The following is an 11809-nucleotide window of genomic DNA, read 5'->3' as shown; positions in this document are numbered from 1 at the left end:
ATCAGGCAGCCCCTTCGCTTTCTTCAACCAGGTCGAAGCGCACGACCCGTCGGTTGCTCTGGTCACCGAGCAGGAGTTTTTCCACCACGAAGATCAGGGTCAGCAACCCGCCAATCGGGATCGGCATGTAGGTGATGCCCACGCGCAGGGTGGGAATGGCGCTCATGAACTGGTTCCAGGTGGACAGGCACAGCTTGCTGCCCCAAATGGTCATGAACAGGCAGATGGTGCCCATGAGCAATTGCGAGAGGATGCCGACGATCTGGCGTTGGCGCGCAGGCAGGCGGTCGGTGACCATCGCCACCGACATATGCGCCCCGGCGCGGTAGCTGGCGGCGGCGCCGATAAAGGTGAAGACCAGCATCAGCAGGATGGCGGTGGGCTCCGGCCAACTGGAGCCGGTGCCGAGGATGTAGCGGGCGAAGATGCCCCAGGGGATGATCAGCGCGACCCCTAGGACCGAGAGGCCGGCGACCCAGATGCAGGTCATGTAGATACGGTCGTTGATGCGCAGCAGTCGATTCTTCATGGCGTTCACCGTGACTGGGCGCGGCAATGCCGACCGCGCCGGGCCTTATGCGAGAGGCAGGGCAGGTTATTGAACGGCGTCGATGCGCGCGATGATGTCGGCGAAAGGCGCGCCGTACTTGGCGCGAACCGCTGCGGTGGCGTCGTAGAAGGGCTTTTTGTCGACGCTGATGAACTCCACGCCGGCGGCTTTGAGTTTTTCCTCGCTGCTGGCGGTTTTTTTATCCCACAGCACGCGCTCATCGGCCTGGGCGGCCTTGGCGGCGTTCTTCACCATGACCTGTTGCGCAGGGGTGAGTTTGTTCCAAGTGATTTTCGACATCACGATCGGTTCGGGCAGGATCAGGTGCTCGGTGAGGGTGTAGTACTTGGCGTTTTGGAAGTGGTTGTGTTCCAGCAGGGTCGGTGGGTTGTTTTCGGCGCCATCGATCACGCCTGTCTGCAAGGCACTGAAAATTTCGCCGGTATCCATGGCGATACCGTTGGCGCCCATCGCATTAAATGCGTCGATGAACAGGGGATTACCTTGCACGCGAATTTTCATACCCTTGAGGTCTTCGATTTTGCGTACCGGCTTTTTGCTGTAGAGGTTGCGCGTGCCGCCGTCCATCCAGGCCAGGGCGACCAGGCCGAATTCGGAGTCGGTGATCTTGGCGAGGATTTCATCGCCTATCTCGCCGTCGATGACTTTGCGCATATGCGCCTGGTCGCGGAATACGAACGGCAGGTTGAACACGTTCACGTCCGGTACCACCGGGCCGACGATGCCGAGGCTGACCCGGGTCATCTGGACCGCGCCGACCTGGGCCTGTTCGACGACTTCTTTTTCCGAACCCAGGACTCCGCCGGGGAAGTACTTGAAGGTCAGTTCGCCGTTGCTTGCTTTAGTGAGGGCCTTGCCCATGTTCTCTTCGGCCACGACGGTGGGGTAGCCGGCGGGGTGGACGTCGGCGAATTTGATTTCCAGCGCGTGGGCGGCGCTGCTGAGGGTGAAGACTGCGGCGGCGAGCAAGGTGCGTTTGAAGTCCATGGGCGGTCACTCCTGTCTTGTTATTGTTGTATTCAAGGCACAGCGATGCAGCTAGAGGGTGAAGTGCGGTTCGGGCAGTCCTTGGACGCCAGGGTTGAGGGCGAACACGCCGCCGGACAGCGACTGCTCACTCGGGTCATCACGGATCGAGGTGACGAATAAAGTGTCCAGGCGACTGCCGCCGAAGGCGCACATGCTGGGCTTTTTCACCGGCACGCTCAGGGAGCGGTCCAGGCGCCCGTCGGGGGTGAAACGGTGGATCAGGCCGGCGTCGTTGGCGCAGATCCAGTAGCAACCGTCGACATCCACGGCGGCGCCGTCAGGGCGGCCTGGGTGTTGCTGCATGTCGACAAACACGCGGCGGTTGCTCGGCGTACCGGTTTCGGTGTCGTAATCGAAGGCCCAGATCTGTTGCACCAATGGGTGCGAGTCCGAGACATACAGCGTGCGGCCATCAGGGCTGAAGGCCAGGCCGTTGAGGGTGATAAAACCCTCTAACTGCGCATGGGGCGCGGCGCCCGAAGCGTAACGGTAGAGGATGCCTGCGGCGGCATTCGCGCCCATATCCATGACCATGCTGCCGGCCCAGAAACGGCCCTGGCGATCACAGCGCCCATCGTTCAGGCGCATGCCCGCGCGCGGGTGCGCGACCTCGGCCAGGGGTGTGGTGTCGAGGCTGCCGTCGTTGTGTGCGGTGAGTTGGAAAAAGCCGCTTTGCATTCCTGCGACCCAGTTGCCTGCACCGGTGCGGGCAATGCAGGCGAGCATCTGCGGGGCTTTCCACGCGTCGCTATGACCGGTGGCGGCGCTCCAGCGTTGCAACCCGCCGTTGGGGATGTCCACCCAGTACAGGGCGTTTTCTTCGGGCACCCACACCGGGCATTCGCCCACGGCATTGCGGGCGTCGACAATCAACTCAGCAGTCATGGCAACTCATTCCCTTGGGTGAGTGTGGCGTCAGTCACCGAATGGTCCCGCTGCGCAAAAGGCGCCGCCCTGGTAGACCTTGGCCGGGTCATCGGCGGCGAGCGGCGGCTGGGCCTCGACCTGGGCGCGGAACCCTTCGGAGCTGTCTTTTGGGGTAAAGCCCAGGTGCGCGGCGTAGCGGTTGTCCCACCAGGTATCGAGGTTGGCCGACATGCCGTAGACCACGGTGTGGCCGACGTTCGGCGTGTACAGCGCGCGTTCGAGCAGTTGGGTCAGGTCGTCGAAGCTCAGCCAGGTGTGCATCATCCGACGGTTCTGCGGTTCGGCGAACGACGAGCCGATGCGGATGCTCACGGTCTCGATGCCGTAGCGGTCGAAGTAGAAACTGGCCATGTCTTCGCCGTAGGACTTGGACAGCCCGTAATAGCTGTCCGGGCGACGCGGCGAGTGGGCATCGAGTTGCTCGCCCTGTGGGTAGAAGCCGATCACATGGTTGGAGCTGGCGAAGATCACGCGTTTGACGCCATGACGGCGTGCGGCTTCGTAAATATGGAATACCCCGCAGATATTGGCGCCGAGGACTTCTTCGAACGAGCGCTCTACCGAAACGCCGCCGAAATGCAGGATGGCGTCGACGCCTTCGACCAGGTGGTGGACCGCTTGTTTGTCGGACAGGTCGCAGGGTTGCACTTCTTCATCGGCTCCGGCGGCGGCCATGTCGGCGATATCCGACAGGCGCAGCACCTGGGCATACGGGCGCAGGCGTTCGCGCAGGACTTTGCCGAGGCCGCCGGCGGCACCGGTGAGGAGGAGGCGGTTGAAGGGCGCTGGGGTAGTGGTGGTCATCTGGATTCCAGTTTTTGTTGTAGGTTGTCGTATGACTATGCCGAAGTATTGTTAGAGAGTCCCCGCTTGTCAATGTGGGAGGGGGCTTGCCCCCGATGGCTGTGGGTCAGTCACAGAGACATTGCCTGATACACCGTCATCGGGAGCAAGCCCCGTCCCACAATGGATGTGCCCGGGTTTTAGCTCTTTAAAGCAGTGAAATCGGGTAGCTGACGAAGACCCGGTTCTCATCGAATTCGTTATTGCTGAAGTCCCGGCGCATGGTCGAATTGCGCCAGCGCACGTTGAGGTTCTTCAAGACACCGCTCTGCACCGTGTAGGCCAGTTCCGATTCGCGGCCCCATTCCTTGCCATCGGTGATCGTGCCGGTGTGGACGTTACTGCCGCTGATGTAGCGGTTCATCAGGGTCAGCCCCGGAACGCCGAGCACCACGAAGTTGAAGTCATGGCGCAGTTGCCAGGATTTTTCCTTGGCGTTGTCGTAGCTGGCGTTGTAGCTGTCGTTGGCCAGGGTGCCGCCACTGGTGCCGTTGACCCGCATCCATGCGCTGTCGCCGCTGAGTTTCTGCAGGCCGACGTAGAAGGTGTTAGCGCCGTATTTAGCCGAGAGCAGGGCGAACGCGGTTTTGTTGTCGAGGTCGCCGGCCAGGGCGCTGCCGTCTTCCTTGCCGTTGAAGAAACCGAGGTTGGCGCCCAGGGTCCAGTCGCCCAGCGGCTGGCTGTGGGTCAGGTTGAGGTACTGCTGTTGGTAGATGTCGGTCAGTTCGGCGTACCACAGCCCGACCTGGGTGCGCTTGTCGTTGAAGGTGTATTCGCCGCCGCCGAAGTTGAAGCGGTCTGAGGTGAAGGCGGCTTTGCCGTTCATGAACATGTCTTCCATGCTCGCGTCGTTGCGCGGGCTGTTACCGCGAAACTGCCCGCCGTAGAGGGTCAGGCCGGCGATTTCATTGGAGGTGACCTGGCCGCCCTGGAAGGTTTGCGGCAGGGAACGGCCATCGTCGGAGCGCAGGATCGGCAGCACGGGCATCCATTCGCCGACTTTCAATTCGGTGTTCGACAGCTTGGTTTTCAGCGCCACGCCCAGACGCCCGAAGTTGTCGGCGGGGCGACCGTCGTTGTGAACCGGCAGCAACTGGGTGCCGGCGGTACCTTTGCCGCCGTCGAGCTTTTGCGAGTACAGGCCCAGCACATCAATCCCGAAGCCCACGGTGCCGCGGGTGTAGCCGGATTTGGCGTCGAGGATGAAGTTCTGCGTCCACTCTTGGGCCTTGGCCTGGGGGTTGGACGGGTTGGTGAAATTGCGGTTGAAGTAGGCGTTGCGTAAGTTGAGCGTGGCCTTGGCGTCGTCGACAAACCCTTCGGCCTGGGCGGTGAGGGGCAGGGTGAAAGCCAGGCTGCCGAGGCCGATAAGGCCGAGACGCGAGGAGGAATTGCGGGCGGATGGACGCACAGTGACGCTCCCTTGGGTTTGTTGTTTTTATTATTTGTCATACGTCGTCGTACAACATTGGGGCGATATTTGCGGGGTTTTTGTGGCTTGTCAATCAGAAGTTATACGATGACTAGGCTTCACTGAGCAGAAGTGGTTGTGGTCCAGTGGGGAAGCTGACTATGGATTCAACCGGCCATGGCCATTGGGGGCAGGGTGCCGAGGAGAGAGACGGCGGCTACCGCTGAAATACCTAGTAACCATTCAGCCATCACGCTGGCCTTCAAGGTCTCCACTCGCTGTTCGCAGCGCTCGATACGCAAGCGGTTCAGCAGCGCCAGGGCCAGCATGCCCAGCACCAGCATCGCCTTGATCAGCAGAATCAGGGCGAAACCGTTGAACAGCGGGGTGGGCCACAGTTGCCCGGTCAATACACGCACGTTGATCAAGCCGGTGACCAGCAAGCCGGCGACCAGGCCATAACCCACGCCGCTGAAACGCCGCAAAATCGGCTCCAGCCCCTGACGTTGCGGTTGGCGCAGGATCAACACCAGCAACAGCAAACCGCCAAGCCAGGCGCCCACGCACGCCAGGTGTACGACCTGATTGAGGATCAGCAACTGCCCGCTGAGCCCGTTGAGCATGGCGCCGTGACCGACCGGTGCGAGGGTTGCCAGCAGCAGGCTGAGCAAGGGCAGGCGCAACGCTGGCCAGGGTTTGACCAAGGCGATCAGCAGCAACAGGTTGAGCAGCAGATGCCAGAGCCACACTTGGCCAAAAAAGGTCTTGCCCAGTACCAACTGCACCGTGGCCGGTTGCAATGCGGCGTCCCAACTGCCAGCCATGCTGACCGTGATCAGCAGCAACCAGGCCACGCCGGAGCCGAGCCCGAGCCAGGCCAGTACTCGGCTGATACGCAGCAATTGCCGGTCCAGCGCCGGCTGCGGTGAATGGCCCATCAGCCAGGGCCTGAATACACAGGCCCCGAACATCAACAAGACGACGATGAAATGCAGGAAACGGCACAGCACCAGCAGCGTCGCCATAGGTTATTGGCCGACCTTGAAGCTGTATTCGCCATTGCTCTTGTGGGTGTCGACCGAGACCGCGTTCCACACCACTTTGTAGGTGCCGGCTGCGAGGGGCGCGGCGGGCGTCACCACCAGGGTTTTCTTGTCGGCATCCGGCGTTGCCAGACCCTTGATTGCGATTTCGGTGCCGTCCTTGCTCAGGGAAACCTTGGAAAAGGTCGCCTCCACGCCTTCGCTGAAGGTCAGGCGCACATCGTTCGGTGCGGCGACGCTGCTGTCTGCCGCAGGCGTCGCGCTCTTGAGGTGAGCATGGGCAAACGCCGCCGAGGCGCCCAGCAGCGAGGCCAGCAGGGCGACGGTGGTCAGGGTTTTCTTGATCAACATTGAGCAATACCAATCAAAGGATAGGACGGGCAGTGTACGAAGTTTCGGCTCCTCCTGTCGCCCCGATCTAGAGCGGGTGGTAGTCTTTCCGTTATGTCTTTGTCAGGGAGCCCTTATGGGCAATCACAAGATCGGAATCCGTCGAGTCAACGTCGAAAAAATCCTGCTGGCCGCGGAGAAGATCTTCGCCGAGAAGGGTTATGGCAGCACCGCCATGGCCGATATTGCCGAAGAAGTGCAATTGCCGCGTTCCAACCTGCATTACTACTTCACCACCAAGAGCGAGCTGTACAGCGCGGTGCTGTTCGACCTGCTGGAAGTGTGGAAGCAGGACGCCCTGAGCTTCGAAACCTTCGATGACCCACGGGTGGTGCTCAGCAGCTACATCCGCGCCAAGATGCAACGCTCGCGCACGCGGCCGTATGGGTCGAAGGTCTGGGCCAACGAAATCATGCACGGCGCGCCGACGCTCGGTGAGGCGCTGGATGAAAGCCTGTACGACTGGGCCAAGATGAAGGAAGCGAAGATTCGCCAATGGGTGGAAGACAAACGCATCCTGCCGGTCGAGCCGGCGAGCCTGTTGTATATGATCTGGGCCTCGACCCAGCACTACGCCGACTTTGATCATCAGGTGAAGATTCTGAACGATCACCAGCCGTTGTCGGATATGCAGTTCGAGAGGGCGATTCAGACGGTGACCAGTGTGATTTTGCGGGGGATTGGGTTGGAGCCTTGAGTCTTGAGCCTTGTGGTGAGACTGAGGGCCTCATCGGGGGCAAGCCCCCTCCCAATTGACTGCATTTTGTCTGAAAGAATGCGGTCAACTGTTTGAGTCTTGAGTTTTGTGGTGAGGCTGAGGGCCTCATCGGGGGCAAGCCCCCTCCCACATTGACTGCATTTTGTCTGAAGGAATGCGGTCAACTGTTGGAGCCTTGAGTTTTGTGGTGAGGCTGAGGGCCTCATCGGGGGCAAGCCCCTTCCCACATTGACTGCGTTTTGTCTGAAAGAATGCGGTCAACTGTTTGAGTCTTGAGTTTTGTGGTGAGGCTGAGGGCCTCATCGGGGGCAAGCCCCCTCCCACAATGAACTGCATTTTGTCTGAAAGAATGCGGTCAACTGTGGGAGGGGGCTTGCCCCCGATAGCGCTCTACAGGACTACACCGCTTCCCGGTACGGATTACGCGGATCCTGGGTCCAGTTCAAGAACGGCTTGCCGGTGTCCACCGGTACCATCTCGATGCAATCGGCCACCGGGCAGGTGATTTGGCACAGGTTGCAGCCCACGCACTCATCATCGATCACCTCGTACTTATGCGTGCCGTCCGCCTGTTTCAAACTGGCGATGGCCTGGTGCGACGTATCCTCACAGGCAATATGGCAACGCCCGCAGCCGATGCAGGCGGCCTGATCGATCTTGGCGATCACCTGGTAGTTGATATCCAGGTACTTCCAGTCCGTAGTATTGCCCACTGCGCGCCCGGAAAAATCCTGCAGGCTGGTGTAGCCCTGACTGTCCATCCAGCGCGACAGGCCGTCCTTCATTTCTTCGACGATGCGAAAGCCATGCAGCATCGCCGCCGTACACACCTGCACGGCGCCGCAGCCGAGGGCGACGAATTCCGCCGCATCGCGCCAGTTGCCGATGCCGCCAATGCCGCAGATCGGCAGGCCGTGGGTCTGCGGGTCGCGGGCGATTTCAGCGACCATGTTCAGCGCGATCGGCTTGACCGCTGAACCGCAGTAACCGCCGTGGGTGCTCTGGGTGCCGACCGTCGGCAGGGCGACCATGCGCTCCAGATCCACGCTGGTGATGGAGTTGATGGTGTTGATCAGCGACACCGCATCCGCACCGCCGCGATACGCCGCACGCGCCGCCACTCGAATGTCGGTGATGTTCGGCGTGAGCTTGACGATCACCGGTAGCGAGCAGTACGTCTTGCACCAGCGCGTCACCTGTTCCACATACTCCGGCACCTGGCCCACCGCCGCGCCCATGCCGCGTTCCGGCATGCCATGGGGGCAGCCGAAGTTCAGCTCGATGCCGTCGCACCCAGTGGCTTCCACCAGGGGCAGGATGTTTTTCCAGGAGGCTTCGACGCACGGCACCATCAGCGACACGATCAGCGCGCGGTCCGGCCAGTCCTTTTTGACCTGGGTGATTTCGCGCAGGTTGATCTCCAGGGAGCGGTCGGTGATCAGCTCGATATTGTTGATGCCCAGCACTTCGCGGTTAGCGCCATAGTGCGCCGAGTAACGCGACGACACGTTGACCGCCGCCGGGTCTTCGCCGAGGGTTTTCCAGACCACGCCGCCCCAGCCCGCTTCAAACGCGCGGACCACGTTGTAGGCCTTGTCGGTGGGCGGCGCGGAGGCCAGCCAGAACGGGTTGGGGGCTTTGATACCGGCGAAGACAATCGAGAGATCGGCCATTACGCAGCCTCCACGTTGAGCATGAGTTGGGCGTGCATGGCTTCTGCCGCCAGCTTGCCGTGTTGCACCGCCTGCACGGTGAGGTCCTGGCCGAGGCTGACGCAGTCGCCGCCTGCATACACGCCGGGGATGCTGGTGCGCAGTTGTTCGTCGACGAAGATGCGTTCGCCGACTCGCTGCAGTTGCTGGGCCAGCGGGTCGTGCAGTGCGGCGTTGTCGAAACTTTGGCCGATGGCTTTGAAGATCGCATCGGCGGCCAGTTCGAAGGTTTCGCCGGTGGGTTGCAGGCGCCCGTTGTCCAGGTGCGTGCGGGCGAAACGCATGCCGCGCACGTGGCCTTGCTCGTCCAGCAGCACTTCTTCGGGCTGGGCCCAGGTCAGCAGGCGTACCTGATTGGCCTTGGCGATGTCCTGCTCATGGCCGGTGGCGCCCATGTCCGCCAGGCCCCGGCGGTACACCAGGTTGACGTCGCGGGCGCCGAGGCGGGCCATTTGCACGGCCATGTCGATGGCGGTGTTGCCGGCACCGAGCACGATGCAGCGGTCGGCCAGCGGCAGTTGGCTCAGGTCGTCGGCCTGGCGCAGTTCGCGGATGTAATCGGTGGCGGCGAGCAGGCCGGGGGCGTCCTCGTGGGGCAGGCCGAGTTGCTTGCTGGCGGCCAGGCCGAGGCCGAGGAATACCGCATCGAAGTGCTGGTGCAGTTCGCTCAAGGTCAGGTTGTCGCCCAGGCGCTGGCCGTGGCGGATTTCGATACCGCCGATCTGCAGGAGGAAATCCAGCTCCTGCTGCGCGAAATCATCCACCAGCTTGTACTTGGCGATCCCGTATTCATTCAGGCCACCGGCTTTTTCCCGGGCTTCGAAGATCACCACATCGTGGCCGTGCAAGGCGGCGCGATGGGCACAGGCCAGGCCGGCCGGCCCGGCGCCGACCACCGCGATGCGCTTGCCGGTGGCGGCGGCGCGCTGGAACGGGTGTTCGCTGAAGTGCGCGTTGTCGATGGCGTAGCGTTGCAACAGGCCGATCAGCACCGGGGCGCATTCTTCGCCGTGGTTACGCACGCAGGCTTGCTGGCACAGGATCTCGGTGGGGCAGACCCGGGCGCAGCTGCCGCCGAGGATGTTGGCCGAGAGAATCTTCTGCGCGGCGCCTTGCACGTTGTCGGTGTGGAGGTTGCGGATGAACGACGGGATGTCGATTTCGCTGGGGCACGCGTTCACGCACGGCGCGTCGTAGCAATACAGGCAGCGCGAGGCTTCCAATTGCGCCTGGCGGGCGTTGAGGGGCGGCGCCAGGTCGGTGAAATGGCTGGCGAGGGTGGCGCCGTCTTCATGGGGATGGGGGAGGTGGGTCAGGGTCTGGATCACGGTGTGGGCCTCACGGTGTTTTTTCGGATTGCCTCTGGCGGGCATTTTTGTTGTCTGGACTGGCTTTATCGGGGGCAAGCCCCCTCCCACAATTGACCGCATGCTTTCAGACACAATGCGATCACTGTGGGAGGGGGCTTGCCCCCGATAGCGCTCTCAGCGCTTCACAGCCACCGGCCTGGAACGCTCAGCCCGCTTGCTCAACTGCTCGAACACCGACGGATACGCCGGCCGTTCCACATAGCGCCCGGCACCCCGCTCGGCGCGCAGGTCGCCATCGGCCCAGACCAGCTTGCCCTGGCTGATGGTGTGGCTCGGCACGCCGCGCACGGTCTTGCCTTCGAAGATGTTGAAGTCGACGTTCTGGTGGTGGGTCTTGGCGGAAATCGTGCGCGTACCCTCGGGGTCCCACAGCACCAGGTCGGCATCGGCACCGACGCGGATTGCGCCTTTGCGCGGGTAGAGGTTGAAGATCTTCGCGGTGTTGGTGGAGGTCAGCGCGACGAACGCCTGCATCGACAGGCGCCCGGTGTTGACCCCTTCGTCCCACAACAATGCCATGCGGTCTTCGATACCGGCGGTGCCGTTGGGGATCTTGCTGAAATCGTCACGCCCGGCGGCTTTCTGCTCGGCGCAGAAGCAACAGTGGTCGGTTGCGGTGGTGTGCAGGTTGCCGGATTGCAGGCCATGCCACAGCGCCTCTTGATGCCCGCGCGGGCGGAACGGTGGGCTCATCACGTAGCCGGCGGCGGTCTGCCAGTCGGGGTGACGGTAGACGCTGTCGTCCAGCAGCAGGTGCCCGGCGAGCACTTCGCCGTACACCGCCTGGCCCTTGCCGCGAGCGTAGGTGATTTCATCCAGCGCCTCTTTGGTCGAGACGTGTACCAGGTACAGCGGCGTGCCGATGGTCTCGGCGATACGGATCGCACGGCTCGCCGCTTCACCTTCGACCTGGGACGGACGCGACAGCGGGTGCGCTTCCGGCCCGGTGATGCCCTGGGCCATCAGCTTGCGTTGCAGGTGATACACCAGCTCGCCGTTTTCTGCGTGCACGGTGGGCACCGCGCCCAGCTCCAGGCAGCGCTCGAAGCTGGCCACCAAGGTATCGTCGGCCGCCATGATCGCGTTCTTGTAGGCCATGAAATGCTTGAAGCTGTTGATGCCGTGGTGGCTGACCAGCTCGGCCATTTCCTCGCGCACCTGCTCGCTCCACCAGGTGATCGCCACGTGAAAGCCATAGTCGGCTGCCGACTTTTGCGCCCAGCCGCGCCATTGGTGAAAGGCTTCGAGCAAGGATTGCTGCGGGTTGGGAATCACAAAGTCGATGATCGAGGTGGTGCCCCCCGCCAGACCCGCTGCCGTGCCGCTGAAAAAATCCTCACTGGCCACGGTGCCCATGAAGGGCAGTTGCATATGGGTGTGCGGGTCGATGCCGCCGGGCATCAAATATTGGCGGCTGCCATCGAGTACTTCGGTGCCAGCGGGAATGTCCAGGTCCGTGCCAATCGCGCGAATCAGACCGTCTGCGCATAAAACATCGGCGCGGTAACTTTCATCGTGGGTAATGATGGTGGCGCCACGGATCAACAGCGACATGTCGAGTTCCTCACAAGGCTTGACCGGCTTGTGCCAGTTCTAAGTGTTGTAGTTCTTTCCAGTGCAGGTTTTGTAAAACCTGTCATGGGTGACAGGAATAGAAACTAGCCGGTGTTTTTAGAATGAGCAAGAAGATTTTTCCTACGTCTATTTGTGTTTTAACTAGTTGAATTTAAACGATAAAAATTAATAATCACCAAAATGTAGCGAGCGCTCACCATTTTGACGCACTTGACAGGTT

Annotated in this window: 11 protein-coding genes; 1 reads left to right on the top strand and 10 read right to left on the bottom strand. The window is 61.7% G+C overall.

Annotation, left to right across the window (positions count from 1 at the left end; genetic code table 11):
- Position 1 precedes the first annotated feature (1 nt).
- The 7 genes from J2Y83_RS17220 to copC form a co-directional block, all read right to left on the bottom strand.
- Complete coding sequence (locus J2Y83_RS17220; RefSeq protein ID WP_253396959.1) at positions 2-529, bottom strand: TRAP transporter small permease; 528 nt, start codon at positions 527-529, stop codon at positions 2-4.
- Between the two features lie 66 nt (positions 530-595).
- The gene (locus tag J2Y83_RS17215) at positions 596-1558 is read right to left on the bottom strand and encodes a TRAP transporter substrate-binding protein (RefSeq protein ID WP_253396958.1); all 963 of its coding nucleotides are present in this window, start codon (positions 1556-1558) and stop codon (positions 596-598) included.
- A gap of 51 nt (positions 1559-1609) precedes the next feature.
- Positions 1610-2485 carry an SMP-30/gluconolactonase/LRE family protein gene (locus J2Y83_RS17210; protein ID WP_253396956.1) on the bottom strand — a complete coding sequence of 292 codons (876 nt, stop codon included), beginning with the start codon at positions 2483-2485 and terminating at the stop codon, positions 1610-1612.
- 30 nt (positions 2486-2515) lie between these two features.
- Positions 2516-3331, bottom strand: coding sequence for an NAD-dependent epimerase/dehydratase family protein (locus J2Y83_RS17205; RefSeq protein ID WP_253396954.1), 816 nt, complete (start codon positions 3329-3331; stop codon positions 2516-2518).
- A gap of 187 nt (positions 3332-3518) precedes the next feature.
- Complete coding sequence (locus J2Y83_RS17200; RefSeq protein WP_253396952.1) at positions 3519-4781, bottom strand: OprD family porin; 1263 nt, start codon at positions 4779-4781, stop codon at positions 3519-3521.
- 167 nt (positions 4782-4948) lie between these two features.
- Positions 4949-5806 carry a copper homeostasis membrane protein CopD gene (gene copD / locus J2Y83_RS17195; protein ID WP_253396950.1) on the bottom strand — a complete coding sequence of 286 codons (858 nt, stop codon included), beginning with the start codon at positions 5804-5806 and terminating at the stop codon, positions 4949-4951.
- A gap of 3 nt (positions 5807-5809) precedes the next feature.
- Positions 5810-6175 carry a copper homeostasis periplasmic binding protein CopC gene (gene copC / locus J2Y83_RS17190; RefSeq protein WP_017847464.1) on the bottom strand — a complete coding sequence of 122 codons (366 nt, stop codon included), beginning with the start codon at positions 6173-6175 and terminating at the stop codon, positions 5810-5812.
- A gap of 115 nt (positions 6176-6290) precedes the next feature.
- Between copC and J2Y83_RS17185 the strand changes: the two genes are divergently transcribed.
- Positions 6291-6911, top strand: a complete 621-nt coding sequence (locus tag J2Y83_RS17185; protein ID WP_253396948.1) for a TetR/AcrR family transcriptional regulator — start codon at positions 6291-6293, stop codon at positions 6909-6911.
- A gap of 419 nt (positions 6912-7330) precedes the next feature.
- Here the strand turns inward: J2Y83_RS17185 and preA are convergent, their stop codons facing one another.
- The 3 genes from preA to hydA all read right to left on the bottom strand — a co-directional run bounded on the left by preA (position 7331) and on the right by hydA (position 11568).
- Complete coding sequence (gene preA, locus J2Y83_RS17180) at positions 7331-8605, bottom strand: NAD-dependent dihydropyrimidine dehydrogenase subunit PreA (protein WP_253396946.1); 1275 nt, start codon at positions 8603-8605, stop codon at positions 7331-7333.
- Positions 8605-9972, bottom strand: coding sequence for an NAD(P)-dependent oxidoreductase (locus J2Y83_RS17175; RefSeq protein WP_253400409.1), 1368 nt, complete (start codon positions 9970-9972; stop codon positions 8605-8607). The genes preA and J2Y83_RS17175 overlap by 1 nt, the downstream gene beginning before the upstream one ends.
- 156 nt (positions 9973-10128) lie before the next feature.
- The gene (gene hydA, locus J2Y83_RS17170) at positions 10129-11568 is read right to left on the bottom strand and encodes a dihydropyrimidinase (RefSeq protein WP_253396944.1); all 1440 of its coding nucleotides are present in this window, start codon (positions 11566-11568) and stop codon (positions 10129-10131) included.
- Positions 11569-11809: the final 241 nt, after the last annotated feature.

The organism is Pseudomonas marginalis, from assembly GCF_024169655.1.
Lineage (GTDB): Bacteria > Pseudomonadota > Gammaproteobacteria > Pseudomonadales > Pseudomonadaceae > Aquipseudomonas > Aquipseudomonas paraveronii.
This window is presented reverse-complemented; position numbering and strand designations above follow the sequence as displayed.